General features: G+C 59.3%; 25 protein-coding genes and 4 pseudogenes. 23 read left to right on the forward strand and 6 right to left on the reverse strand.

The window, feature by feature from the left end; genetic code table 11:
- The first annotated feature begins 9 nt into the window (after positions 1 to 9).
- The 7 genes from ugpE (at position 10) to FHT85_RS25940 (ending at position 6,513) form a co-directional block, all read left to right on the forward strand.
- Positions 10 to 858 (forward strand): sn-glycerol-3-phosphate ABC transporter permease UgpE, encoded by an 849-nt coding sequence (ugpE, locus tag FHT85_RS25910; protein ID WP_112412997.1) that lies wholly within the window; start codon positions 10 to 12, stop codon positions 856 to 858.
- A complete protein-coding gene (locus FHT85_RS25915) occupies positions 858 to 1,910 on the forward strand; it encodes a sn-glycerol-3-phosphate import ATP-binding protein UgpC (RefSeq protein WP_112412998.1) in 1,053 nt (350 codons plus the stop codon). Before ugpE ends, FHT85_RS25915 begins: the two co-directional genes overlap by 1 nt.
- A 628-nt stretch (positions 1,911 to 2,538) precedes the next feature.
- A complete protein-coding gene (locus FHT85_RS25920; protein ID WP_112412999.1) occupies positions 2,539 to 3,381 on the forward strand; it encodes a transporter substrate-binding domain-containing protein in 843 nt (280 codons plus the stop codon).
- A 56-nt stretch (positions 3,382 to 3,437) separates the two neighbouring features.
- Positions 3,438 to 4,100, forward strand: a complete 663-nt coding sequence (locus FHT85_RS25925) for an amino acid ABC transporter permease (protein WP_112413000.1) — start codon at positions 3,438 to 3,440, stop codon at positions 4,098 to 4,100.
- A gap of 6 nt (positions 4,101 to 4,106) precedes the next feature.
- A complete protein-coding gene (locus tag FHT85_RS25930; RefSeq protein WP_112401262.1) occupies positions 4,107 to 4,766 on the forward strand; it encodes an amino acid ABC transporter permease in 660 nt (219 codons plus the stop codon).
- Between the two features lie 13 nt (positions 4,767 to 4,779).
- Complete coding sequence (locus FHT85_RS25935; RefSeq protein WP_112401263.1) at positions 4,780 to 5,550, forward strand: amino acid ABC transporter ATP-binding protein; 771 nt, start codon at positions 4,780 to 4,782, stop codon at positions 5,548 to 5,550.
- Positions 5,551 to 5,709: 159 nt separating this feature from the next.
- Positions 5,710 to 6,513: an IclR family transcriptional regulator gene (locus FHT85_RS25940; protein WP_112413015.1), complete on the forward strand. Its 804-nt coding sequence runs from the start codon at positions 5,710 to 5,712 to the stop codon at positions 6,511 to 6,513.
- Between the two features lie 177 nt (positions 6,514 to 6,690).
- Here FHT85_RS25940 and FHT85_RS31035 read toward each other — a convergent pair.
- Positions 6,691 to 6,792 (reverse strand): annotated as a pseudogene (locus FHT85_RS31035) (TOBE domain-containing protein); the annotation flags it as partial.
- Positions 6,793 to 7,078: 286 nt separating this feature from the next.
- On the opposite strand from FHT85_RS31035, the gene FHT85_RS25945 reads away from it, so the two are divergent.
- The 6 genes from FHT85_RS25945 (at position 7,079) to FHT85_RS25970 (ending at position 12,397) form a co-directional block, all read left to right on the forward strand.
- Positions 7,079 to 7,516 (forward strand): MarR family winged helix-turn-helix transcriptional regulator, encoded by a 438-nt coding sequence (locus tag FHT85_RS25945; protein WP_112413002.1) that lies wholly within the window; start codon positions 7,079 to 7,081, stop codon positions 7,514 to 7,516.
- A 67-nt stretch (positions 7,517 to 7,583) separates the two neighbouring features.
- Positions 7,584 to 8,684, forward strand: a complete 1,101-nt coding sequence (locus FHT85_RS25950) for an alcohol dehydrogenase catalytic domain-containing protein (RefSeq protein ID WP_112413003.1) — start codon at positions 7,584 to 7,586, stop codon at positions 8,682 to 8,684.
- 104 nt (positions 8,685 to 8,788) lie between these two features.
- Entirely contained in the window at positions 8,789 to 9,118 is a 330-nt protein-coding gene (locus FHT85_RS25955) for a hypothetical protein (protein WP_112413004.1), read from the forward strand.
- Positions 9,115 to 10,518, forward strand: coding sequence for a DHA2 family efflux MFS transporter permease subunit (locus FHT85_RS25960; RefSeq protein ID WP_183774404.1), 1,404 nt, complete (start codon positions 9,115 to 9,117; stop codon positions 10,516 to 10,518). The genes FHT85_RS25955 and FHT85_RS25960 overlap by 4 nt, the downstream gene beginning before the upstream one ends.
- The gene (locus FHT85_RS25965) at positions 10,515 to 11,441 is read left to right on the forward strand and encodes an efflux RND transporter permease subunit (protein WP_312861361.1); all 927 of its coding nucleotides are present in this window, start codon (positions 10,515 to 10,517) and stop codon (positions 11,439 to 11,441) included. The genes FHT85_RS25960 and FHT85_RS25965 overlap by 4 nt, the downstream gene beginning before the upstream one ends.
- An 83-nt stretch (positions 11,442 to 11,524) precedes the next feature.
- The gene (locus FHT85_RS25970) at positions 11,525 to 12,397 is read left to right on the forward strand and encodes a DUF3313 domain-containing protein (protein ID WP_112413005.1); all 873 of its coding nucleotides are present in this window, start codon (positions 11,525 to 11,527) and stop codon (positions 12,395 to 12,397) included.
- A 221-nt stretch (positions 12,398 to 12,618) separates the two neighbouring features.
- Here the strand turns inward: FHT85_RS25970 and FHT85_RS25975 are convergent, their stop codons facing one another.
- Together FHT85_RS25975 and FHT85_RS25980 are read right to left on the reverse strand one after the other, a co-directional pair.
- Entirely contained in the window at positions 12,619 to 12,771 is a 153-nt protein-coding gene (locus FHT85_RS25975) for a hypothetical protein (RefSeq protein ID WP_162709813.1), read from the reverse strand.
- A 16-nt stretch (positions 12,772 to 12,787) separates the two neighbouring features.
- Positions 12,788 to 12,946, reverse strand: a pseudogene (locus tag FHT85_RS25980) (GFA family protein); the annotation flags it as partial.
- A gap of 200 nt (positions 12,947 to 13,146) precedes the next feature.
- Here FHT85_RS25980 and FHT85_RS25985 point away from each other — a divergent pair.
- The 6 genes from FHT85_RS25985 (at position 13,147) to FHT85_RS26010 (ending at position 17,775) form a co-directional block, all read left to right on the forward strand.
- Positions 13,147 to 14,115, forward strand: coding sequence for an AraC family transcriptional regulator (locus tag FHT85_RS25985; RefSeq protein ID WP_112413006.1), 969 nt, complete (start codon positions 13,147 to 13,149; stop codon positions 14,113 to 14,115).
- Between the two features lie 113 nt (positions 14,116 to 14,228).
- Positions 14,229 to 14,882 (forward strand): nitroreductase family protein, encoded by a 654-nt coding sequence (locus tag FHT85_RS25990; protein WP_183774407.1) that lies wholly within the window; start codon positions 14,229 to 14,231, stop codon positions 14,880 to 14,882.
- A 33-nt stretch (positions 14,883 to 14,915) separates the two neighbouring features.
- Positions 14,916 to 15,461, forward strand: coding sequence for a carboxymuconolactone decarboxylase family protein (locus tag FHT85_RS25995; RefSeq protein WP_112413008.1), 546 nt, complete (start codon positions 14,916 to 14,918; stop codon positions 15,459 to 15,461).
- Positions 15,462 to 15,504: 43 nt separating this feature from the next.
- On the forward strand, positions 15,505 to 16,167 hold the full coding sequence (locus tag FHT85_RS26000; RefSeq protein WP_112413009.1) for an FMN-dependent NADH-azoreductase: 663 nt from the start codon (positions 15,505 to 15,507) through the stop codon (positions 16,165 to 16,167).
- Positions 16,168 to 16,251: 84 nt separating this feature from the next.
- A complete protein-coding gene (locus FHT85_RS26005) occupies positions 16,252 to 16,719 on the forward strand; it encodes a DUF3788 domain-containing protein (protein ID WP_112413010.1) in 468 nt (155 codons plus the stop codon).
- Positions 16,720 to 16,857: 138 nt separating this feature from the next.
- Positions 16,858 to 17,775, forward strand: a complete 918-nt coding sequence (locus FHT85_RS26010; RefSeq protein ID WP_183774410.1) for an NADP-dependent oxidoreductase — start codon at positions 16,858 to 16,860, stop codon at positions 17,773 to 17,775.
- A gap of 147 nt (positions 17,776 to 17,922) precedes the next feature.
- Here FHT85_RS26010 and cynR read toward each other — a convergent pair whose 3' ends face one another.
- Positions 17,923 to 18,813, reverse strand: coding sequence for a transcriptional regulator CynR (cynR, locus tag FHT85_RS26015; RefSeq protein WP_112413012.1), 891 nt, complete (start codon positions 18,811 to 18,813; stop codon positions 17,923 to 17,925).
- A gap of 111 nt (positions 18,814 to 18,924) precedes the next feature.
- Here cynR and FHT85_RS26020 point away from each other — a divergent pair, with 111 nt between their 5' ends.
- From FHT85_RS26020 to FHT85_RS26030, 3 genes are all read left to right on the forward strand, one after another.
- Positions 18,925 to 19,584: a carbonic anhydrase gene (locus FHT85_RS26020; protein WP_112413013.1), complete on the forward strand. Its 660-nt coding sequence runs from the start codon at positions 18,925 to 18,927 to the stop codon at positions 19,582 to 19,584.
- Positions 19,585 to 19,614: 30 nt separating this feature from the next.
- A complete protein-coding gene (cynS, locus tag FHT85_RS26025) occupies positions 19,615 to 20,085 on the forward strand; it encodes a cyanase (protein WP_112413014.1) in 471 nt (156 codons plus the stop codon).
- Between the two features lie 106 nt (positions 20,086 to 20,191).
- Complete coding sequence (locus FHT85_RS26030; RefSeq protein ID WP_112413016.1) at positions 20,192 to 20,656, forward strand: DUF1348 family protein; 465 nt, start codon at positions 20,192 to 20,194, stop codon at positions 20,654 to 20,656.
- A gap of 435 nt (positions 20,657 to 21,091) precedes the next feature.
- Here FHT85_RS26030 and FHT85_RS26035 read toward each other — a convergent pair.
- Positions 21,092 to 21,494: pseudogene (locus FHT85_RS26035) on the reverse strand (IS30 family transposase); the annotation flags it as partial.
- A 785-nt stretch (positions 21,495 to 22,279) separates the two neighbouring features.
- Positions 22,280 to 22,414, reverse strand: a complete 135-nt coding sequence (locus tag FHT85_RS30875) for a hypothetical protein (protein ID WP_281412981.1) — start codon at positions 22,412 to 22,414, stop codon at positions 22,280 to 22,282.
- A gap of 196 nt (positions 22,415 to 22,610) precedes the next feature.
- Between FHT85_RS30875 and FHT85_RS26040 the strand changes: the two are divergent.
- A pseudogene (locus FHT85_RS26040) lies at positions 22,611 to 23,768 on the forward strand (ISL3 family transposase); the annotation flags it as partial.

Here is a 23,768-nt window from a genome sequence, read left to right on the forward strand (position 1 = left end):
GGCGAGACGATGATTGAAAAACGCCCCATCGCCAATCTGATCGGCCATCTGATGCTGATCATCGGCATTGTCATCGTCGCCTTTCCGATCTATTACACCTTCGTCGCTTCGACGATGACGTCGGCCGAGATTTTGCGGCCGCCGATCTCGCTGCTGCCCGGCGGTCATTTCGCCGAAAATTATGGCGAGGCGCTGAACGGCGGTGTCGAGCGCGTGGTCGGCGTCAGCCTCGAGCGGATGCTCTGGAATACATTTGTCGTTGCAGTCGTCATCGCTGCCGGCAAGATCGCGATCTCTTTCCTGTCGGCCTTTGCCATCGTCTTCTTTCGCTTTCCACTGCGCATGGTGTTCTTCTGGATGATCTTCGTCACGCTGATGCTGCCGGTGGAGGTGCGCATCTTGCCGACCTACAAGGTTATCGTCGATCTTGGAATGATCGACACCTATGCAGGTCTGACTTTACCGCTGATGGCGTCGGCAACGGCGACATTCCTGTTCCGGCAGTTCTTCCTGACGGTGCCGGGGGAGCTGCTGGAAGCCGCCCGCATCGACAATGCCGGCCCCTTCCGCTTCATGCGCGATATCCTATTGCCGCTGTCGAAGACCAATATCGCAGCCCTTTTCGTGATTCTCTTCATCTACGGCTGGACGCAATATTTGTGGCCACTGCTCGTCACCAACGACGCGAAGATGTCGACGATCATTATTGGGCTGCGGAAAATGGTGGATTTCGCCGATGCGGCGACACCCTGGAATTTCGTGATGGTGACGGCGATCCTGGCGATCATCCCGCCCATTCTCGTCGTCGTGCTGATGCAGCGCTGGTTCGTCAAAGGTCTTGTGGAGACGGAGAAATAATGGCTGGGATCACCCTCAAGGATGTCCGCAAAACCTATGGCGGCAACGTTGATGCAATCAAGGGCGTGTCGCTCGATATCGGCGACGGCGAACTCGTCGTGCTGGTCGGGCCTTCCGGCTGCGGCAAGTCCACGCTCCTGCGTATGATCGCAGGTCTTGAAGCCATCACATCCGGCGAAATCAATATAGGCGGCCGCATCGTCAATCGTCTGGAACCCTCCGAACGCGACATCGCGATGGTGTTTCAGAACTATGCGCTTTATCCGCACATGACCGTGCGCCAGAACCTGGCATATGGTCTGAAGAACAGGAATGTGCCAGCTGCGGAAATAGACAAGCGCATCCAGTCGGCAGCTCGATCGCTGGAGATCGAATCTTTCCTCGAGCGCAAGCCACGTCAGCTCTCCGGCGGCCAGCGGCAACGTGTGGCGATGGGCCGTGCCATCGTGCGCGAGCCGGCGGCGTTCCTGTTCGACGAGCCGCTCTCCAATCTCGATGCCAAGCTGCGGGTGCAAATGCGTGTCGAGATCAGACGGCTGCAACGATCTCTCTCGACCACGAGCGTCTATGTCACCCATGACCAGATGGAGGCCATGACGCTGGCCGATCGCCTGGTCGTCTTGAATGGCGGGCGAATCGAACAGGTCGGCACACCCATCGAACTCTATGAACGACCCGCCACGACCTTCGTTGCGACCTTCATAGGCTCGCCTTCCATGAACCTTCTGAAATCTACCGAAAGTAGCACAATTGCGCTTTCGCCCGGCGGCCGCCTTATCGGCGCTGACACGACGATCGGCGTTCGGCCCGAGGACCTCCACCTGGCCGATGGCGCGAGCGATGCGGCGTTCAGCGCAAAAGCGCGTGTCCAGGCGGTGGAGCTCGTCGGGGCGGAAAGCTATGTCTACGGTGCCCTGGCGAATGGCCAAACCATCGTCTTTCGAGTTTCGGGGCGGTCCCGGATCGCAATTGACACCGAATGCGTAGTTGCCGCTTCCGCCGACAGCCTGCATTTCTTCGACGGTCAAGGGAACCGGATCGAACCCGTATAAATGGTTCACATCTTGCAACGACGCTGTCCAAGACAGCGCCTCAGGATGATAAGGGGCAGTAAACGCATCAGAGCCTCTCGAACTTCTGCGTTTTCAGCGTACGCCCAGGGATGAACGTGGCGAGGATGTCCGTGATGAGCAGTTGCGCGCTACACGAGGGCGCCATGGAAAGCTCACGCTATTAGGCCGCGGCTTGCTGTCCAGTTACGGGCTTCTGCGGAGCTGTAAGACCACAATGAGGATAGAGAGCCGGGCCACATTGGCCACTGGCCCGGCCGCAATAAACATCGGGCGCGCTGCTGTGGGACCTAGCCGTAATCTTACCTTCCGTTCGGATAAGTCCGCTCCGAATTTCACCTTTGTAGGCGCCGACGAAAGGCTGCATCCCCATGCCGATGCTGATCGCCTTTCCTGACATCGTGTCGGTTCATGGTGCTCCTGCGGGATCGCGTTGCGATTGCCGCCGACGACATTTGTGTCGACAGCGCTTTACCATTCCCGATCGGACGATCAGTGGCGACAGCCACTATTGACAAGCTGCCCCGCATATCCCTTGATGCGCTATCCGAGATAACAGACACATGTCCACAATATCGGATCCTAAAGCCATTGACCAAGGGGAACAACCATGAGCATTCCTTTTCGCGCCGGCCTGATATCGCTGGTCGCCGCCGCCTTCCTCTCTTCCACGCCCGTTCTCGCCGACGGCAGCAAGCTCGATGAGGTGCTTGCGCGCGGCCACCTCGTTCTTGGAACCGGCAGCACGAACGCCCCGTGGCACTTCAAAAGCGCCGATGACAAGCTGCAGGGTTTCGATGTCGACATGGGCCACATCATTGCCAAGGCCCTCTTTGGCGATCCCGACAAGATCGAATATGTCAATCAATCGTCTGACGCCCGTATTCCGAACATCACTACGGGCAAAGTCGATATTACCTGCCAGTTCATGACGGTTACTGGCGAACGCGCCCAGCAGGTTGCCTTCACCATTCCCTATTATCGCGAAGGCGTGGGCCTGATGCTGAAGGCGGATGGGCAATATGCGGATTATGGTGCGCTAAAGGCGGCGGGCTCCTCCGTCACCGTTTCGGTTCTTCAAAACGTCTACGCGGAATCCATGGTTCACGCCGCCCTGCCCGACGCGAAGGTCGACCAGTATGAGTCCGTCGATCTCATCTATCAGGCATTGGAATCAGGACGCGCCGATGCCGTCGCCACCGATCAGTCGTCGCTCGCCTGGTATATGACGCAGAACCCCGGCCGCTATAAGGATGCAGGCTTTGGATGGAACCCACAGACCTACGCCTGCGCCGTCAAGCGGGGCGATCAGGACTGGCTGAATTTCGTCAATACCGCTCTGCATGAAGCCATGACCGGCGTCGAATTCGATAGCTACGCCAAGTCATACAAGACCTGGTTCGGCAAAGACCTCGCCCCGCCGCAGATCGGCTTTCCGGTCGAATACAAGTAACAGCATAGCGGAGCGGGTATTCCCCGCTCCGCCAGCCTGAAAAGGGATAGCCCGCCATGGGTTACACGCTGAACTTTACCGCCGTCTGGCGCAACTTCGATTTTCTTCTGAGCGGCTTGGCGCTCAGCCTCGGCCTTGCGGTTGTCTCGATCGTCATTGGCGCTCTGATCGGCCTTGTGCTGGCCTTTGCGTTGACGTCGAAAAACCGTATCGCTGTCATGCCGGCACAGGTCTACGTCACCATAATTCGCAACCTGCCGATCCTCGTCCTGGTGCTCTTCGTCTTCTTTGCCCTGCCGCAGTTGGGCTTTCGCCTGGATAAGGTGAGAAGTTTCGTCCTGGTGCTTTCCGTTTATTCAGGAGCCTATCTGGCAGAGGTATTCCGGGCAGGGTTGCTATCGATTCCGAAGGGCCTGACCGAGGCGGGTCTTTCCATCGGACTGACATCCATGCAGATCCGCGGATCCATCATCGCCCCCTTGATGCTGCGCAACGTGCTGCCGTCATTGTCTTCGACGATCATCTCCTTGTTCAAGGACACGTCACTGGCGGCAGCGATCGCCGTTCCGGAACTGACCTTTGCCGCCCGCAAGATCAATGTCGAAAGCTTCCGCGTCATCGAAACGTGGCTCGTCACCTCGGCTCTTTATGTCGCAACCTGTTTCCTCATCGCTGCACTGATGCGCTTCGTCGAGCGCCGTCTGGCTCTGCCGAGGTAAGATCGAATGTCGCATACATTTCTCGAACAACTCTGGATCGCCCGATACGTCATCTTGAATGGCATCGGCGTGACTGTGTCGATCTCGCTACTCGCCATTCTTGCGGGGTCCGTGCTCGGCGTTTTCGTCGGCTTGGCGCTTGTTTATGCCGGCGCCATCCTGCGCCTTGTGATGAGAGCCTATACCGATATCATCCGCGGTACGCCGGTCCTCGTGCTCGTGCTGGCAAGCTATTACGTTTCTTCCGCGGTAGGTCTTGATTTAGGGCCGTTCTCCGCAGGCGTTCTTGCCCTGGCAATCTTCTGCTCGTCGCATGTGGGCGAGATCGTGCGCGGTGCCCTTCAAGCCATCCCCAGAGGTCAGACGGAGGCAGCCAAGGCGATCGGCCTCACCTTCACCCAAACCTTCACTTCAGTTCTGTGGCCGCAAGCGATGCGCCAGTGCCTGCCGGCTTGGGTGAATACGGCCGCCGAGATGGTGAAAGCCTCGACACTTCTTTCCGTGATCGGCGTCGCCGAACTGCTCCTGCGCACGCAGGAGATCATTTCTCGTAATTTCATGAGTCTCCAGTTCTATTTCCTGGCTGGCGCTCTCTATTTTATCGTCAACTTCGGTATCGAGCGCTTCGGCAAATATGTCGAACGCAAGACCGCACTGCCGTCCTGAGGAGATCGGACCGATGGGCAAGACAATTCTAGACATTCAGGGTCTGCGCAAGACCTATGGCCAGCATGAGGTTCTGAAGGGCGTCGACTGCATGGTGCAGGAAGGCGAGGTCATTTCCATCATCGGCTCGTCGGGCTCCGGCAAGACGACGATGCTGCGCTGTATCAATATGCTGGAGGAGTTTCAGGGCGGCAAAATCAGCCTTGACGGCGAGGAAATCGGCTATCATGTCGATGGCAACATCCGCCGCCGCAAGAATGAGAAGGAGATCGCTCGCCAGCGCGCACTCACCGGCATGGCCTTCCAGCAGTTCAATCTTTTTCCGCATATGACCGCCGCCGAGAACGTGATGCTCGGCCTCGTAAAGGTGAAGAAGATGTCGAAGGCGGATGCGCGCGCCGTTGCCGAAAAATGGCTCGACCGTGTGGGTCTGGCCGCCCGCGCCAACCACTATCCAGGCCAGCTCTCGGGCGGTCAGCAGCAGCGTGTCGCGATTGCCCGAGCCATCGCCATGACGCCACGGCTGATGCTGTTCGACGAGGTGACCTCGGCCCTTGACCCCGAACTGGTTGGCGAGGTTCTTCAAGTCATCAAGGGGCTCGCAGCCGACGGCATGACGATGCTGCTGGTCACCCACGAGATGCGCTTTGCCTATGAAGTCTCGTCGCGCGTCATCTTCATGAACCAGGGCGTCATCTGCGAAGAAGGAGATCCGAAAGATATGTTCGTGCGCCCGAAGACGGAGCGGCTTGCTGAATTTCTCAAGACCTCGAGTTTCAATTGAGAGAAACAAGAGCGCGGCGCAAGCGTTGCGTCATCGCACGCGTGAATGTTATCGCAGCGTCTTGCCGAGATCTGGCGGCACCAGCGCCGTATGGTGGGCATGTACCGGCGCGTCGTGGCGCGCCGGTTGCGGCTGGTTTTTGAATATTCGGAGAAAAGCATGGCCGAGAACGAAAACGACATTGTATCCCGACGCATGCGAGGCTTGGATCGCGCGTTTGAGATCCTGGAGTTTTTGCGGGTGAAACGCCAGCCCATGCGTCCGAACGAGATCGCTACGGAAATCGGCGCACCACGCTCTTCCACCTACGAACTCGTCAATCTTCTGCTTGGCCATGGCATGCTCGACTATCAGGGCGGCGATGGCCGGGTCTTTCTCGGCCGCCGCCTCTACTTTCTCGGAACCGCCTATGCCGAACAATTTGATCTGATGCGCGAGTGCGGCCGCATGCTGGGCGTGCTGGCGGAGGAGACACGCGAGACCGCGCAAATGTGCCTGCTGGAAGGCAATAAATATACGGTCGCCATGATGCGCGAAGGTATCCGGCCGTTTCGCATTTCTTCGAATGTCGGCGAGCTTGTTGCCATTCCGTGGACAGCCTCGGGGCGCCTGCTTGTCGCGCATCTTTCCGATCAGGAAATCCTCGATTTCATTCCTCCGGAAGATTTCATCCTGCCGAATGGCAGGCGCCTGGAGCCTGCCGATTTCATCGCTCAAGTGCGCCAGGCCGCCGAAGACGGATATTTCACCTTCAATAGCGAAGTGGAAAATTTCACCCACTGCTTCGCTGTTCCGATCCGGCAGGCCGACGGGGCCAGTATTGCGACGCTTTGCCTGGTTACCCCGCGTGAAGACGGCTTGCGCAATCGCACCGCCTATCTCGACAGTCTCTTGAAAGCTGCTCACGAAATCTCCGAAAAGCTCGGCTTCCGATCATCGAAAGGCCGCCTCTTCGGTTCCTAAATCTGAGAGGAATTTTTTCGAAAATGCAACGAGATGGGCTGCTCTTGAATGGGATCACAACCAACGACTCTTCTATTAGAAGATCCGTATCTAACAAATTCATGAGGCGAGCCAAGAACTTGGGCTGGCGGAATTGCCGTCGTTGCCTTCATTGCGCAGTGAGAGTACCGGCCAGCGCTAGCAGAAGACATGCGCGGCGTCGGGATCGAACTCCAAATGCACATTATCGCCGCGGCTGAGACCCGAGATTGCTTCGTGGCCAAAGGGCAGGCGCACGGAAGCGCACGCACAGCAAGATCACCGACTGCTCGAAATGCCGACCTTTGAACATTGCCAATCTCCGCGACTTCCGAGATCAATGCCATGCCACCGGTAACCAGGAAGTTTGCAACAGAACCATCGGGATCGCCTCCTCGATGACGGAAAATAACTCGCCAGCTCCTACCCCGCTACGCCTCCTGCGTCCAACCTCGAAACCGAGCCCGGAGTTCCGAGCGCGGCGAGAGCTTGTTCCATATTAGAAGTTAAACTTGCAAGTTAGCCTGTTGTTTGTTACGATCGGATCATGATGCCTGATCCCGATCCTTCCTCTGATGCTCTCGCGGCCGACCTCACCATGGCGGTCGGACGGCTACTGCGGCGGCTGCGCGCCGAAGCCAATCCGAGTGAGCTGAACCTCTCTCAGATGGGCGCCCTCGCCCGCCTCGAGCAAGGCGGCCCCATGACGACTGCCGACCTCGCACGAGCCGAGCTGATGAAGCCCCAGTCGATGGGCGCCATCCTCGCCAGTCTCGAGCAGGAGGGTTTGATCGAGCGCCAACCTCACCCGACGGACCGCCGCCAGGTTTATTTCGCGCTGACGGAGGCGGGAGCGGCAGTGAGAACCAAGCATCGCGCCGCAAAGCGGGATTGGCTGGTCAGGGCGCTCGCCGAGCTCGACTCGGACGCTCGCCGGACGCTCGCCGCTGCGATCCCGATTATCCAACAGGTCGGCGAAACCTGACGTCATCTCGATGCCGCCGCAGGTCAGCGGTGGAGAGGATCAACTTCAACCCCTGCGGAGGGTCTCGATGAAAGCCGCTCTCCTGAATGCATTTGGCGCACCACTCGACATCCAGACCTTGCCTGACCCGGTGCTCGGCACAGGCGAGGTGATCGTCGATGTGGCGGCCGCCGGTGTTGCGAGCTACGCCGCCAACGTCTTCAACGGCTCGCGCAACTATCTGCTGGAGCTGCCGGTCGTTCCGGGACCGGGTGGCGTCGGTCGGGTACGAGCGACGGGTCCGGATGCGACCAAGCTGAAACCCGGCGATTGGGTTTACGTCGACTCCACGATCCGCGCGCGCGACAACATCGCCAACCCTGAGCAGATCTTGCTCGGCTGGACCTACCGGACCCCGGCGGCGCTGCCTCTGCACCGCTATTACCACCATGGCTCCTTCGCGGAGCAGGTGCTGGTCCCCACCGAGAACGCGACGCCGATCGGTCGGATCGAGGCTGCGGACGCCGGGCGATGGACGGCCCTCAGCCGGCTTCTGGTGCCGTTCGGCGGGCTGCTGGCGGGCGGCCTTCAAGCTGGCGAGACTCTAGTCGTCAACGGCGCCACCGGCGGCTTCGGTGGCGCAGGAGTCGCTGTCGCATTGGCGATGGGAGCCGGCCGCGTGGTCGCCACCGGGCGCAATGCGCGGACATTGGAAGACCTTGCCGGGCGCTTCGGACCGCGCGTGCGGACGATTCAGTTCACGGGCGATGAAGCACACGACCGCCAGTCGATCTGCGACGCGGCCGGCGGACTGATCGACATGGTGCTGGATTTCCTGCCGCGCGAGGCATCCGCGGCTCAGGTCCGCTCAGCGGCGCTCGCCGTCAGGCTGGGCGGGCGAGTGATCCTGATGGGTGGCCTGCGCGGCGAGGAAGGAAATCTCGGACTGAACTACAACTGGCTGATGCACAACGAGACCACGGTGCGCGGCGTCTGGATGTACGGCAAGGATGCCGTTCCCCGGATAGTGCAGATGGTCCGTGCAGGGCTGATCGACCTCGGGCAGTTTGAACTGACCGAGTTCGCGCTGGACGACGCCAACGAGGCGGTCGCTCACGCCGCAGCCAATGCCGGTCCGCGCCAATTGACCGTGCTGCGGCCAGACCGAGGCGGAGCCCTGCCAAACTGAGTTGACCTACGAAGGGCGGCCTATCTCGCCTCCAACAAAGCGGCTCGCCAATACCGGCACGCCCCAACTGATCATTGACCTCCTACCGATGAGGACCGCCTGTAATGTCCTGGCTTCCCCTGCTCTCCTATTTCTTCAGCGGCGTCTTCCTGGCGAACGCGGTGCCCCACGTCGTCAGCGGCGTGATGGGACGGCCATTCCAGAGCCCGTTCGCCAAGCCGCCAGGCGAAGGTCTGTCCTCGTCGACCGTCAATGTGCTTTGGGGCTTCTTCAATATCATTGTCGGCTACATTCTGGTCTGCCGCATCGGTGATTTCGAGTTGAGGAACACGGCCGATGTCATTGCGCTCGGCGCCGGCGCATTGCTGATCTCCTTGTTCTCGGCGCGGCATTTCGGCCGCTTCAACGGCGGCAATGCGAGGGAGCATCGTTGAGCGCGCCGGAGAGCGACCGTCTCGATCCTTCGGTGTGGAAAATTGCCGCCGTCGCGTTGTTCGGAGGTCTGCTTTCGCAGCTCGACGCGACGATCGTCAACGTCTCCCTATCGAACCTGGCGCTGGACCTGAAAGTCGGCATTTCGACGATTCAGTGGGTCACGAGCGGCTACCTGCTGGCGCTGACCCTGGTTCTCCCCCTGAATGGTTGGTTCGTCGACCGCATCGGCGCAAAAGCACTTTATCTCTGGTGCTTCTCGGCCTTCACCCTCGCCTCGGCGCTGTGCGGCCTGGCATGGTCGGCCAATTCTCTGATCGCGTTTCGCGTGCTGCAGGGCCTGTGCGGCGGTCTTTTGGCGCCCATGGCGCAAATGATGATCGCGCGCGCCGCCGGCAAGCACATGGCCCGCGTCGCCGGCTATGTGTCCCTGCCCGTGCTGCTGGCGCCGATCTTCGGCCCGATCATCGCTGGCGCCATTCTGCAATATGCATCCTGGCGCTGGCTGTTCCTGGTCAATTTGCCGGTCGGAGCAATTGCCCTCCTGATGGCGATCCTGTTTCTGCCTAGCGACAAGCAAGACACAAGGCGGCGGCCCCTGGACTGGCTCGGTCTTGCCCTGCTCTCTCCCGGGCTGGCGCTGTTTCTCTATGGGGCGGAGCGGATCGTTCAGCCGGCGGGTGGAGCGACCTTTGCAGCCGGCATCGCCATGATGACCGCCTTCCTCTGGACGGCAAGACGGAAGGGCGATGATGCGCTCGTCGATCTGCGCCTATTCAGGGGCAAGGTTTTTTCGGCCGCCGCTGTCACGCAGTTTTTATCGAATGGCGTTCTGTTCGCCGGCCAGATGCTCCTTCCCGCCTTCCTCATTCAGGCCGTCGGCCGTGCGCCCGCCGACATGGGCTGGATGCTGGCGCCCGCAGGGCTTGGGATGATGCTCGTCTATCCCTCGATGGGCATGCTGACGGACAGGTTCGGCATCCGTCGCGTGTCCGCCGGCGGAGCGCTTCTGGCGCTCCTCGCCACTGCAACACTGCTGGTCCTCGCCCTCCGCGGTCTCAATCTGGTCGTGCTCATCCCCGCTCTTTTCCTCCGCGGTATGGGCCAAGGGGCAGTCGGCCTGCCGTCATTGACCGCCGCCTATTCGTCGGTCAGCCGACAAATGATGCCGGCCGCGACGACCTCGCTCAACATCGTGCAGCGTCTCGGCGGCCCGACCATGACGACGCTTTGCGCGTCCCTTCTCGCATGGAAGCTGGGATCACACGCCACGGGTCCCACAGTTTCGTCCGCCTACGCCTGGGCGCTTCTGCTTCTCTGCGCGCTTCACGCCTTCACCTTCGTAGCCGCCATGCGATTGCCCAGTCGTTTGGACGAGGTGGCGATCCGCGAGGAGCGGTGAACTTCGTGCCCGGCGACAATCTCCAGGCTGGCCGGATCACCGATCTGACCTTGCATCATAGGCTTCGGGACCAGGACAAGCTCGTCGACGTCATGGTCAAGGGCACGGAAGCCGATCGGACATCGGTATCGGCGATCGGCAATCTCGAACTGCGAACCAGTGATGGAAAATACGTGCCGCTTCGCCAGGTGGCGACAGTTGCCTACGGCATGGAAGACCCGATCATTTGGCGCCAGCAAGGCAAGCCGATGATCATCGTCCAAGCCGACGTGCAGAAAGGCGCTTTGGCCGCGACCGTCGCCGGCCAAGTGAATGAACAGCTCAACACTTTGCGGGCAGAGCTTCCCATGGGTTACTCCATCATTGCAGGCGGGATCACCGAAGAGGCGGAAAAGGGCAATTCTTCTATCTTCGCCGTCATTCCCGTGATGCTGTTCGTTATCGCAGTTCTCCTGATGCTCCAGCTGCAAAACTTTTCCAGAATGGCACTGGGTCTGCTGATGGCACCATTCGGTCTCATCGGCGTCGTCGGGGCCATGTTGCCCACCGGCACGCCGATGGGCTTTGTCGCCCAGCTCGGCGTCATCGCTCTATCCGGGATGATCATTCGCAACGCTGTCATTCTGATCCAGGAGATCGATCAGGACGTCGCGCTTGGTCAATCGCCGAAGGAGGCCATTACCACCGCCTCGGTCCATCGTGCCCGTCCCATCGTTCTGACGGCCTGCGCCGCAATTCTCGGGATGATTCCGATCGCCTCCCAGATTTTCTGGGGCCCCATGGCCTTTGCCATCATCGGCGGCTTGGCGGTGGCGACGGTGTTGACATTAACGCTTCTGCCCGCAGCCATGTCCATGTTGCTGGCCGCTGAAAGAAGGCGGCCCGCCCCCGAAAATACGCTCCAACCATCAGTACAGCTTTGAACGTCCGTGCAAAGCGCGCCCGGGGTTCGCCATCAGCGGCAATATTCACAAACCAAAAAATCATCCGCAAAGGTAGACATGACATGAGATTTTTTCTTTCAGGAGCCGGTTACGCTCGGAAAATAAGCTTCGGATACGCCAAGCCAGCTTTAAAAATTGCCCTACTTATCCTAGCCATTGGTGTGAGCAGTTGCAGTTCAGTGCCGCTGACTGAATCGGGATCATTGAGTTCCTATAGCAAGCTTGGCTCGGTCGAAGGACGCTCAAACAAATCGCGCACCTTTTTGGATACGGCTGCACTGGCCACCGCAACCTCCGTGGCCATCACACCCACCCGGTTGTCGCCGCTTGCCTATTCGCGGATACACGACGCGGGCAATGACAGACTGGTTTCTAATGCTCTAGACCGGGCATTGTGCGTCGATCTCAGCGACAAATATCGTGTCGTTGGTCCGGGCGAACCTGCCGACATTACCGTCAAGGCTGTGATTACCGACATAGTGCCCACAAGCAAGACCGCTGCGGGTTTGTCTACCGTCGCAACGTTGGGAACATCGGTTGTTCTTCCCGTCGGTGTACCGCGGCTTCCGATCGGTCTCGGTGGTCTTGCCGTCGAAGCGGAGGCCATAGACGGTAATGGGATCCAGCGGGCTGCTATCGTCTGGTCGCGTGGCGCGAACTCAATAACGAACGGAGCACGTGTTTCTGAAGTCGGCGACGCCTACAGCCTGGCATCCTCATTTGCAGCACAGTTCTCGGAAATGTTGGTGAAGGGCCGAAAACCATCAGGTCTTGATCTATCACTGCCGTCGGGACACAAGCTGAAATCCCAGTTGGGGGGCAAGCCAAAGAATGCTGCTTGCGAGGCGTTCGGAAGAGCGCCGGGTATAGCAGGGGCGTTAGCAGGTGTCGTTGGGGCCCCGCCTTCATGGACCGACAACCCATCCAAGCACTAATATTATGAGGGAGCGAGCATGATCCGCCTGGCGATATACGGCGGGTCTTTTTTTTGATGTGAGCTGCGAAGCACGGCGTTGGTGCACGGATCGTTTATCAATGATTCGATAATTGGCTGCGGCAGGCAGACGCTCGGCGACGTCCTTGATGTTTCCGCCACGGCGGCGTTGTAGGCACCGAATTTCGGCGACGGGTCGACGACTGCGTTGTCTAGGGTTGCCTAAACCGCAGTGACCTTGGCGCCGTTGCCTGCGGCATGGTCCCGCAGCAGGTGGTCGGCCCGCGACTTGATACTGTCGAGGCCGGCGATCACCTCGTCGATCACGGACTTGTGGCTCGGGACGATGACCAGACGGTCACGCGCAGGCGCCACGGCCGACCTGTAATCGCGTGATATGGAACCGGCTACGTTGTGCGCTGACGGTCACCCTATAAGCGGTGCCAGTCAATCTCTGGCAGTCGGTACAATGGCAGATCGCGACGTCTTGCGGATCGACCTCGGCGTCATATGTGATCTTTCCGCATTGGCATGCGCCATCGATGTGCATGTCGCCTCTCCATCCAGTGTTGCTGTTTCGGGACATAGAGGATGGCCCTGACAAGTCGACATCTAGTCCTGCCTCCCGGCGCTACCTTCTCGATTTCTGCGCTTCGGCCGCTCACGGGATCTTCTGTAGTAGCTGGAGAAAATATGAAGAACGTGGCAAGTGACGTGGGAATGTCTAACTGAGGAAACCCACGAGATTCCATGTCCGAAATCGATTGGTTGAGTCATCTCCTGCAAATCGTCAGCGTCACCGGCCAACTCGAGGTCCGGTGTTCGTATGGCTCACCATGGCGAGTTGCGTGGCCGCGGGCTGCGGCGAATGAGATTCCTTACCATGTGATCGTCAAGGGTCGGGCCATCTTCGAGCATCCCGAGACCAAATCGACGAAAGAACTTAGCGCCGGAGATATCATATTGCTGCCTCAAGGCGCCCCGCACGTGCTCCACGATGGAAGCGGAGAAACACCCATCGAAACGCGACAGCACCGGGGAACTGCGGGCTGGATGCTGAGCGAGAATGATAGCCACGACGAGCAACTCGATCTTTTGTGCGGCCGATTTTTCGTCGAGCCGCCCCATGACCGGCTGATCCGTACCTACCTGCCCACGGACGTGGTGGCGCGTGCAATCGACCGTCGTGAAGTGGACCGTGAGGGCTCCGCAACCGATCAACTGGCCAGCCTGGTGGGGTTGATGCGCATGGAGGCGGCCGGCGACCGGGTGGGCGGCCGCGCCGTTTTGAACGCCCTGTCTTCGGTTCTGTTTACCCTTGTGCTCAGAGCGGCGAGTGAATCGCAGAAAGCTCCGGAGGGTCTGTTGGCGCTTGCTGGTCATCCAAGGCTGGCGCCGGCAGTCACCGCGATGCTCGCCGATCCGGCAAAGCCCTGGAAACTGCCCGATCTGGCGGACCTGTGTAGCATGTCCCGCGCAACCTTCATGCGCCACTTCCAGGACAAGCTCGGTTGCTCCGCGCTAGACCTATTGACTGATCTGCGCATGAGTTTGGCTGCCAACGAGCTCAAGAAGCCGGCGGTCAGTACCGAGGCGATCGCCGAAACGGTCGGCTATCAATCCGTTTCGGCATTCCGCCGCGTGTTCGCCGAGAAGATGGGGATGACGCCCGGGGAATGGCGCAGGCTGGCGCAGACCGGCGGGAAAAGTGCGAGTTAGTGCCGGGCTAAAGCTTGATCCTTTTGAGCATTAGATTGAGGCAATTCAGTCTCGATAATATCACTGTCGCTCGTAAAATCGGCTCCGTAATCACTTGATGAGGGAGCCACCCAATGAACTACATCAGCAACACAGCCTCCGAAACTGCGCCGACGAATGCGGTTATCGAAACCATCCTCAGCCGCAGTGCCGCCAAATATTACGACGCCACAGCCACACTGAGCGACGATCAGATCCGGGATCTGGTGCGCATCGGCACGTCGGCGCCGACGTCGTTCCACCTGCAGAACTGGCGATTTATCGCCGTCCGCACACCTGAAGCCAAGGCCCGGCTCCATCCGATCGCCTGGAAGCAACCCGCGATCCTCGATGCCGCGGTAACTTTTATCATCGTGGGGCAGTTGGCCGATGCCAGCACCGTGCCCGCCCGCCTGGCGCCGGTCGTGGAAGCCGGCATCATGCCGGCTCACCTGGTGCCGGAATGGGAAGCGCCGGCCCGCAGCCTCTATGACAACCAGCCCCAACGGCAGCGTGACGAAGCGGTGCGCTCCGCGACCTTCGGTACCGCGGCAATCGTCTATGCGGCGCGCTCGCTTGGTCTCGGGTCAACACCGATGATCGGTTTCGACGCGGAAGCCGTGCATCGCGAATTCGGCCTCGCCGAAGATGAAATCCCGGTCATGCTCTTGACCGTCGGACCCGAGCGGTCCGGCAACTGGCCGCAGAAGCCACGCCTGCCCGTGGCCGACGTCCTGTCCTTCGCATAATCCGCAATCCAATCGATATTTATGGAGACGACCATGACCAGAACGACCGTTCTGACGCCGGAACAGGTGCCGGCTGCATCCAAAGAGACCCTTGATGCTTTCGCAAGAAACATCGGCTTCACCCCAAACATGATGGCGGCCTTTGCGCAAAGCCCGATCGCCTTCAACGCATGGGCTGCCTTGCTTGGCTCGCTCAGCAAGACGCTTGACGTGAGGACACGAGACAGCATCGGCCTTGCTGTCTCCGAAGTGAACGGCTGCAACTATTGCCTGACCGTTCACAGCTTCACCGCCGAACATATGGCCAAGCTGCCTGCCGACGAGATCATTCTCGCTCGCAGGGGCCACGCGAATGACCCGAAGCGGGATGCGGCGGTGCAATTCGCGCGAAAGGTTATCGAGACCCGAGGGAAAGTCAGTGACGCGCATCTGAAGGCTGTTCGCGATGCCGGTTTCACCGAAGCGAACATCATCGAGATCGTAGCTCTGGTCGCCATGTACACGCTGACGAACCTGTTCAACAATGTCTTTGATCCCGACAAGGACTTTCCCGCCGTTGCCCCGGCCGGCGCGATCTGAGTTCCGCTTTCTCGCAACCTCATGAAGCCGTTGGATCAATCCCATGAACATTCTCCACATCGACAGCAGTCCGCGCCAGCAATCACATAGCCGCCAGCTCTCGGCGGCGATCGTCGAAAAGCTTCTTGAGGTTGCGCCTGGCGCGGACATCATCAGGCGTGATCTGGGGACCGATCCCCTACCACAAACGGTCGCCCTTTATGCCGCCGCATTGGCGTCGCCGGCGACCTTGGCCGCCCCGCCGACAGGATCGCTCGATCTTTCCGAACAGCTTATCCGGGAGGTCGAAGCGGCGGATGCGGTCGTCATCGGAACACCGATGCACAATCTGACCATTCCCTCGGTCCTCAAGGCCTGGATCGATCAGGTCCTGCGTGTCGGCCGCACAATGAATTCAACGCCGGCCGGGAAAGTCGGAATGCTTCGGGACCGTCCGGTCCTTATTGGCGTGGCGTCTGGTGGATTCTTCACCGGCGAGCGCGCCAACCAGCCGGACTTTTTGACACCCTACCTGTCGCTGTCGCTGAGCTCGATCGGGCTGAAGACGCAACAATTCTTTCCGCTGCAAGGCACCGCTTTCCTCGACTGGGAACATGCGGCAGCGGCGCGGCAGGCGCTTCTCGCCGCCCTCGACCTGGCGGTCGTGCCGGGTCTTGGAGACACCCACACAAGCTCCGTGCTGCCGGCGAACGCCGGCAGACGATAGCCGAAGTTGCATTCCCTGCCCGCTCGCTGGCGGCCCGGACATCTCAACCATTCCGCCCCGGCGGGTCACATAGGAGGCATTTAGATGCGTGAAACAACGCTATCCCTTCCACAGATCGGCGACAGGATGACTGAACGGGCAGCACCACCGCTCGATGCCGCTCTCCGCGAGTGGATCGGACAGGAGGGGTTCGCCCACTGGTCCGAGCTGCGGGCCTGGATCGACGCACTCTATCCGGACGTTTTTGCCCCGGACTGGCTTTACGGTGGCAAGAACCGCGGCTGGACCTTGCGGTACAAGAAAACCAAGGCGTTTGTGACCTTGGTCCCGGAGTTCAAACGGCTTTCGGCCATCGTGGTCATGGGCCGGGCAGAGCAGGAGAAATTCGAGGAGCGACGGTATGCCTGGCGGCCTGAACTCGTCAGCCTCTACGACAACGCCAAAACCTATATCGACGGAAAATGGCTGACGCTTCCCATCTTGGATGGAAGCGATCTGCAGGATGTCAAAGACCTCTTGCTGATGAAGCGCCCGCCGGTATCGAGCGTATGATTGGCAAGCATCGCGGCTCGTCCGTCGGCACCCAGTCAACCAAGCGACAGTCGAGCGGCAACTGCCTGCATGAGGCCGATCTGGGCTCGTGGTCCCCAATTCATCTTTCAACGCAACGGAAATTAAGGAGTGCGTCCCATGAAAGCGATTGTAGCAACCAACCCGGAGGCCGGGCTTGTCGATTTAAAACTGGTGGAACGTCCCGAGCCTAAGGCCGCCATCAACGACGTCGTTGTCAGGGTTCATGCGGCGGGGTTCGTCAATACCGAACTCGAATGGCCGTCCACCTGGACCAATCGCACCTCGCATGATCGGACGCCGGCAATCCTCGGTCATGAGGTGGCTGGCGTGGTCACCGCTTTGGGTTACGGCACCACGGGACTGTCGATCGGCCAGCGGGTATTCGGCCTGGCTGACTGGTACCGCGACGGCACGCTCGCCGAATATGTCGCCATGGAGGCTCGCAATCTGGCGCCGCTGCCGGGCGACATCGACTTCACCGTCGGTGCCAGCCTGCCGATTTCCGGGCTGACAGCATGGCAGGGTCTGTTCCAGCATGGCCGACTTCAAGCGGGGCAAACAGTCCTGGCGCATGGCGCCGCCGGCGCCGTCGGCTCAATCGTGACGCAGCTCGCAAAGGAAGCCGGCGCCTATGTCATCGGTACCGGGCGCACTGCCGACCGTCAGAAAGTTCTCGACTTTGGGGCGAACGAATTCGTCGATCTTGCAAATGACAGGCTTGAGGACATAGGCGGCGTTGACTTAGTCTTCGACGTCATCGGCGGCGAGATCCAAAAGCGGTCGGCTGCCCTGATCAGAACCGGCGGAACGCTTGTGACTGCGGTCGGACCAACCGATGTTCGGCCTGCAAACGGATCCACGATTGATTTCGTGGTAGAGGCCGATCGAAACCAACTTTCCGAGATCGTTCAGCGGGTCCGCGATGGAAGACTGCGTACAAATGTGGGCAAGATCACAACGTTGACCGACGCTGTTGCCGCGCTTACCTCGACGGAGCGGCGCGGAGGAAAAACCGTCATCCGAGTTCTGGCCTGATCGATGCCGCGTCTGGGGCGGCCAACAATTCTGGACGCCCCCTTCGCCTTGAACGGGGTCGAACTTACGACCCTCTATCGGTGCCAGCCCTTACAAGTCAGAAGTACACTTTCATCAATGGCTTAGAGATCCAAGCCAAGATTTTTGTCACTGCCCCTCCATTTCAGCCGCCACTTCCTTAGCCAACCCAACAAACACCCGCGCCGCCGCGCTTTGGTAGGCGTCCTTACGCTGCATCAGAACGGCGGTCCGCTGCAAGCGCACGGGATCAAGCGCAATTGCTTTCAGGTCCTGATGGGCGAATGCGATTGTTGCGGGCAAGAGTGTCGACAGCCTCGTTCTGCGGACGATTTCGATCACCGCACTGATCGAGTTGGCCTCTATCTGTACTTTCGGGCGAATATCGTGCTGGTGGCAGAAGCGATCGATCTGCTCGCGTGTCGCGAACTCTGCGCTGAGCAGCGCCAATGACTCGGCACTAAGGGCCCGCAGTCCAATCGACGTTTCACTTGCCAGAGGGTGCCCGGCACTGACAACAAGCGCGAGGGTTTCTACCAGCAGTGGGTCTGTATCGATATCTGGTGCAGGTGCGCCGGCGAACGCGATCGCTACATCGATCTCGTCAGACAGGAGCAATTCCTCCATATGCTCCTGGGAAATCTCCCGTACGTTGACGGAGATATTCGGATAGCGACTGTAGAACGCCTCGACGAGGGGGCCGACCAGATAGGTCGTGAAGGTCGGTGTCACCGCAACGCGCAGCGCACCACGGCTGAGGTCGTTAACATCGTGGATAGCGCGCTTGGCTTCCCGGAACTCCTGCGATGCGCGGCGCACGTATTGAAGATAGACCTCTCCGGAATCCGTCAATCGTGTCGTGCGCCCTGATCGGTCGAACAATTGCACGCCGAGGCTTTCCTCCATCAACCTGACTTGCTGCGAAAGCGCCGGTTGGGAGACGTGCAGGGCGTCTGCGGCCCGCGTGAAGCTCTCATGCTCCGCCACTGCGAGAAAATAACGAACCTGTCGAGCAAGCATGGTCGAACCTATAAGATTATCTAATCCACCCCATAATAAACGAGACTTTTACATTATGCGACGCCTTCCGTAGCCTTCTCCTCAACAAATCGAGGAACGGAGATTGCAGCGATGAAGGACATTATTGAGGGCTTTCTGAAGTTCCAGAGGGAGGCCTTTCCTGAGCGGGTTAAACTGTTCAAGGATCTGGCAAATCAGCAGAACCCGCGGGCTCTGTTCATTTCCTGCTCGGACAGCCGGCTGGTGCCCGAACTGGTTACCCAGCGCGAGCCGGGCGACCTCTTTGTCATCCGAAACGCAGGCAATATCGTCCCGTCCTACGGCCCCGAGCCGGGTGGCGTTTCCGCCTCGGTCGAGTATGCCGTCGCAGCGTTGCATGTCTCCGACATCGTGATCTGCGGCCACTCCGACTGCGGCGCGATGACCGCCATCGCGACGTGCAAGTGCCTGGATCACATGCCCGCCGTGGCCAGTTGGTTGCGTTACGCGGACTCTGCCCGCGTCGTGAACGAAGCCCGCCAGCACCAGGATCAGCCCGCCAAGGTCGCATCGATGGTGCGCGAAAACGTCATCGCCCAGCTCGCCAATATCCAGACCCACCCATCGGTGCGGCTGGCCCTCGAAGAGGGGCGCGTCGCGCTGCACGGCTGGATTTACGACATCGCGAGCGGCCTTATCGAAGCTTTCGATGGCAGCAGGGGCGCCTTCGTCTCCCTTGCGGACAATCCCGACGTCCAGGCCATCAAATATCAAGCCAGGCGCGTTGCCTGAACCCTAATCCCAGCCAAGGAGAGAATACCAATGCTACAGTCCCAAGCCACACAGACCACTCGCCAGGACCTGACGGAAGTCATCCTCGCATCAAAGCTCAAGAAAGACCTGACCTACGCCCAGATCACTGAGGGCACCGGTCTGTCGGAGGCCTTCGTCACCGCCGCCCTGCTCGGCCAGCATCCGCTTCCGGCGGACGCCGCCAAAGCCGTGGGTAAGAAACTCGGCCTTGACGACGACGCCGTCGCCCTGCTGCAGACAGTTCCGGTCCGCGGCAGCATCGGGAACGGTCTGCCGACCGATCCGACCATCTACCGCTTCTACGAAATCGTGCAGGTCTATGGGACCACGCTGAAGGCTCTGGTCCACGAAAAATTCGGCGATGGCATCATCAGCGCCATCAACTTCAAGCTGAACATCGACAAGGTTGAAGATCCGGAAGGCGGTTCGCGCGCCGTGATCACGCTGGATGGCAAGTACCTCCCGACCAAGCCGTTTTGACCGCGCTATTCGTATGCAACGCCGCACTTTCATTACCGCGATCCCCGCTGTGGCCCTTGCGGGCTCCGCGCTTGCCGCAACCGCTCAAATTACGAAAGGAAACACCATGACACGTCCCCCACTCCCCCCGTTCACCCGAGAAACTGCCATCGAAAAGGTTCGCCTGGCCGAAGATGGCTGGAACACGCGCGATGCGGCGAAGGTCGCTCTGGCCTACACGCTCGATACGCGCTGGCGTAACCGGGTCGAATTCGCCACCAATCGGGAAGAAGCCCAGGCTTTCCTGACGCGCAAGTGGAACAAGGAACACGAATACCGGCTCATCAAGGAGCTGTGGGCCTTTACAGACAACCGCATCGCTGTACGGTACGCTTACGAATATCACGACGACAACGGGCAGTGGTTCCGCGCGTATGGTAATGAGAACTGGGAATTCGCAGAGGACGGCCTGATGGCGCACCGTCACGCATCCATCAACGAAATGCCGATTGCTGAAAGCGATCGGCTGTACCATTGGCCGCTCGGCCGCCGTCCGGATGACCATCCGTCGCTGAGTGACCTGGGCCTCTGAGCGACGCACCAGTTCCTGTCGATCGCGCCAGTGCTCCGCTCGCACTGGTGCGATTTGCTATCATAATGTGGACCTTGACGTTCCCCAAGGCGCACGCCCCACACAGGTTCGCAATCCGTTACCGTGCGGCAAATCAGATTCGCAACGACGCTCGTAGTTGATATTTCCCAGCCAGCAGTCTCGGCATGCATCGACGGCTGCGCGGCGGTAGATTCTAAGACTGTGAACCACTCGTTCGACGACAGCAACGCAGGCGCAGAGCAGTCATCTCGTCTCGGCTGCAAAGCGACATTCTAAAGATCACGACCCAAACTCAATAAAATCGGATCCGTATGATGTGAAGGGATTAGAACCGATGTTTCCGTGTCGCATCCCACATTATCAATGACTGGAGAAGCTCCCAAGTGCATCACGCCTATTTTGCAGGGTAGGGAATCACGCCTGATCCTGCAAATGCGCCATGAACACCTCGGCCGGCGTCTTGTATCCAAGGCATTTACGGGGGGTCGTTCAGATGGCGAGCGAGTTGAACCAGCCCCGATTGCGGCACTTCGGCCAGATTTGTGTCGCCTGGCATGAAGCGGCGAATGCGCTTGTTGCCGTTTTCGACCGCACCTTTTTGCCACGGCGCGCTGGGATCGCAGAAACAACTGCATGCGCCGATGCCATCTTCCAAAGCCCTGAAGCCGGCAAACTCGGTGCCGCGGTCAAAGGTGAAGCTCTGGCGTGCAAAGGCTGGCAAAGGCGAGAAGGCTTCGATGATCTTGTCCATGATCGGCCGCGAATGCCGGCTTGGGTTCTTGATCGTCACGGTGTAGCGGCTCTTTCGCTCGACGAGGTAATGAAGGCGACGGCGGTCGGCGAGGGTCAATTGCGAATAGCAGCGGGACATGCGAAAATCTCCAAAGTGAAGCCATTGAAATCATTGGCATGTTGCACTTGAACATAGAATATACCACTTAGGCATCCGTGATCTGGCATAGTCTATGATATGGAAGCATGCCCGGCGCCCATCATAGTGACGTCGGCACCCATGGTCTTCTCCATCAATCTTGGCGCTCGCTTAAGACACAAGTTTTGCTACCCGTTAAGGCAACGCCATCGCATGAGGAAACAGAGCGTGAGGCCGATAGTCCGTCAGCTTGGAAGGCTCCCCCTGTCACAGCCCATTCGAACCCCATGGCTTGCCTTTAGGTGTGGCCGAAACCGGTTTTTACAAAGCGGTCCGATTTAAAGCTTTCGATGGCATGCCTGCCAAGCAACGCAAAAACGCGTCATCAACACAATCAATGAGAAGACACGGGCGCCATCAGCGGATCCCTGCCGACTATCTCATGTCGTTTTGCATTTAATCGCAAGACTCTGCATCCAATAATTTCAACGAGATAGCGCGGCACTTAAATTGAGATCGGGCACTTAATTTGAGATTCGCCGGTTCGATTAGGCACTTAATGTGAGATTCACCGTGTAGAAAAAGATGACCACCGATGGCCAAGCTTCATCGGAAAATGCGAAATATTACAGAACGTTATTTCCGAATCGGAGAGCGTCAAGCGCCGAAAATTGAACCGGCGAATCTCAAATTAAGTGCTATGAGCTGCCGGAACGGGCGCATTCTTACAGTTAAATGCCAAACGACATTTGGCTCACTTGCTGGGTGAGTTCGGCAATAGCGGCCCTCATAAAATCGACCCGCGCGAGGCGTTGCGCTGCCGTTAGTCGCGCAAATGCCTGTCCGCCATCATCAAATGCCACCATCGATGCGTCTCCCAGCGTAGGGATGCTGTCGGCCACCGCGCCGTCAATTCACAATATCGCCATTGACGGCATATGTATCGACTGCGTCCACATGCGTCGTCGCCATCATGAATTGTGGCGGCTTTGTCTGTTGAAACGACGCGGGCGGCCAATCTGCATGAATGAAGGCCATTTTGCGAACTTTATCTTCGCCACGATCCGGGTCGTTGGCATGGATGATTGGAGCTGGCGGCGATCGTGGCGCTACGGCACGATGATCGTCGACCTGGAGCGCTGTTCGGTTGTCGATATCCTTGAGGACCGGAGCATGCCGAGTGTCGCGCGACGGCTGGAGCAGCATCCTTCTGTCGAGATCGTGAGCCGAGACCGATGCGGGCTGTACGCACAAGCTGCTCGCGAGGGTGTGCCGCAGGCGCGTCAAGCCGCTGATCGGTTCCATCTCATGCAGAATCTGCGGGTCGCAATCGAGGAACAGATGAGCCTTTCCGGCCGCGCCACCGGACGAGCATTGCTGCCGGATAAAAGTATCGGGCGCGCGCAAATCGATCTGATTCAGGATGATCCGCACGTTGACGCAACGCTCCGGCGCCGGGTGCGTCACGCTCATCGACAATCACGGGAGGCGGTGTTCGATACTGTGCACGCTTTGAACAAAGAAGGCCTGTCCTATTCTGAGATCGCACGTCGCGCCGGCTACGGTCGGCGCAGCATCGCGAAATGGCTGACTTTCGAGATGCCACCCAACCGACAGAAGTCGGCGTTGAAGCCAACATCCCCTTTATACTTCGAGGCGTTTCTCGCCGCGCGCTGGAAAGATGGCAATCGCTGCGGACGGCATCTGTTCCACGATATCAAACAGCGCGGCTACACGGGCAGTTTCTCGAATCTCGAGCGGCTTCTCGCCAGTTGGCGCCGCCCCGAGAGGTCGGTGAAGGACAGCGAGTTGGCGGCTCCGATCCTATCGTATCAACCGGGCCGCGATGCTGCCCCGATACGCGATCTGGACACCGTCCATGTGATCTCGCCGGTAGTCGCAGCTGCCCTCTGCCTGAAGCCGCGAAGCTTGCTCAGCCAGGCGAAAAGGGTCGATGCTCTGAAACAGGGCTGGCCTGAGTTCGCTTCAATGCGCAGCCTCGCTATGAGCTTCCGCGGAATCTTTCGCAGCCGCGATCCGGGCAAGCTCGACAGCTGGATTGACGATGCCGTTAACTCGGGTTTGGTCGCAATTGAGCGGTCCGCACGCGTCCTGCACCGCGATCTTGACGCCGTCTACAACGCCATCGAACTGCCGTGGAGCAACGGCCAGGCGGAAGGCCAGATCAACCGCCTGAAGACAATCAAGCGTGCGATGTAA

Origin of the sequence: Rhizobium sp. BK312 (assembly GCF_014193605.1) — a bacterium.
Classification (GTDB): domain Bacteria; phylum Pseudomonadota; class Alphaproteobacteria; order Rhizobiales; family Rhizobiaceae; genus Rhizobium.

What these genes read in the sequence shown, in the direction of transcription:
- ugpE (WP_112412997.1), top strand. Translation starts at nt 10, where the DNA reads ATGATTGAAAAACGCCCCATCGCCAATCTGATCGGCCATCTGATGCTG.
- FHT85_RS25915 (WP_112412998.1), top strand. Translation starts at nt 858, where the DNA reads ATGGCTGGGATCACCCTCAAGGATGTCCGCAAAACCTATGGCGGCAAC.
- FHT85_RS25920 (WP_112412999.1), top strand. Translation starts at nt 2,539, where the DNA reads ATGAGCATTCCTTTTCGCGCCGGCCTGATATCGCTGGTCGCCGCCGCC.
- FHT85_RS25925 (WP_112413000.1), top strand. Translation starts at nt 3,438, where the DNA reads ATGGGTTACACGCTGAACTTTACCGCCGTCTGGCGCAACTTCGATTTT.
- FHT85_RS25930 (WP_112401262.1), top strand. Translation starts at nt 4,107, where the DNA reads ATGTCGCATACATTTCTCGAACAACTCTGGATCGCCCGATACGTCATC.
- FHT85_RS25935 (WP_112401263.1), top strand. Translation starts at nt 4,780, where the DNA reads ATGGGCAAGACAATTCTAGACATTCAGGGTCTGCGCAAGACCTATGGC.
- FHT85_RS25940 (WP_112413015.1), top strand. Translation starts at nt 5,710, where the DNA reads ATGGCCGAGAACGAAAACGACATTGTATCCCGACGCATGCGAGGCTTG.
- FHT85_RS25945 (WP_112413002.1), top strand. Translation starts at nt 7,079, where the DNA reads ATGATGCCTGATCCCGATCCTTCCTCTGATGCTCTCGCGGCCGACCTC.
- FHT85_RS25950 (WP_112413003.1), top strand. Translation starts at nt 7,584, where the DNA reads ATGAAAGCCGCTCTCCTGAATGCATTTGGCGCACCACTCGACATCCAG.
- FHT85_RS25955 (WP_112413004.1), top strand. Translation starts at nt 8,789, where the DNA reads ATGTCCTGGCTTCCCCTGCTCTCCTATTTCTTCAGCGGCGTCTTCCTG.
- FHT85_RS25970 (WP_112413005.1), top strand. Translation starts at nt 11,525, where the DNA reads ATGAGATTTTTTCTTTCAGGAGCCGGTTACGCTCGGAAAATAAGCTTC.
- FHT85_RS25985 (WP_112413006.1), top strand. Translation starts at nt 13,147, where the DNA reads ATGTCCGAAATCGATTGGTTGAGTCATCTCCTGCAAATCGTCAGCGTC.
- FHT85_RS25990 (WP_183774407.1), top strand. Translation starts at nt 14,229, where the DNA reads ATGAACTACATCAGCAACACAGCCTCCGAAACTGCGCCGACGAATGCG.
- FHT85_RS25995 (WP_112413008.1), top strand. Translation starts at nt 14,916, where the DNA reads ATGACCAGAACGACCGTTCTGACGCCGGAACAGGTGCCGGCTGCATCC.
- FHT85_RS26000 (WP_112413009.1), top strand. Translation starts at nt 15,505, where the DNA reads ATGAACATTCTCCACATCGACAGCAGTCCGCGCCAGCAATCACATAGC.
- FHT85_RS26005 (WP_112413010.1), top strand. Translation starts at nt 16,252, where the DNA reads ATGCGTGAAACAACGCTATCCCTTCCACAGATCGGCGACAGGATGACT.
- FHT85_RS26010 (WP_183774410.1), top strand. Translation starts at nt 16,858, where the DNA reads ATGAAAGCGATTGTAGCAACCAACCCGGAGGCCGGGCTTGTCGATTTA.
- cynR (WP_112413012.1), bottom strand. Translation starts at nt 18,813, where the DNA reads ATGCTTGCTCGACAGGTTCGTTATTTTCTCGCAGTGGCGGAGCATGAG.
- FHT85_RS26020 (WP_112413013.1), top strand. Translation starts at nt 18,925, where the DNA reads ATGAAGGACATTATTGAGGGCTTTCTGAAGTTCCAGAGGGAGGCCTTT.
- cynS (WP_112413014.1), top strand. Translation starts at nt 19,615, where the DNA reads ATGCTACAGTCCCAAGCCACACAGACCACTCGCCAGGACCTGACGGAA.
- FHT85_RS26030 (WP_112413016.1), top strand. Translation starts at nt 20,192, where the DNA reads ATGACACGTCCCCCACTCCCCCCGTTCACCCGAGAAACTGCCATCGAA.
- FHT85_RS30875 (WP_281412981.1), bottom strand. Translation starts at nt 22,414, where the DNA reads ATGGTGGCATTTGATGATGGCGGACAGGCATTTGCGCGACTAACGGCA.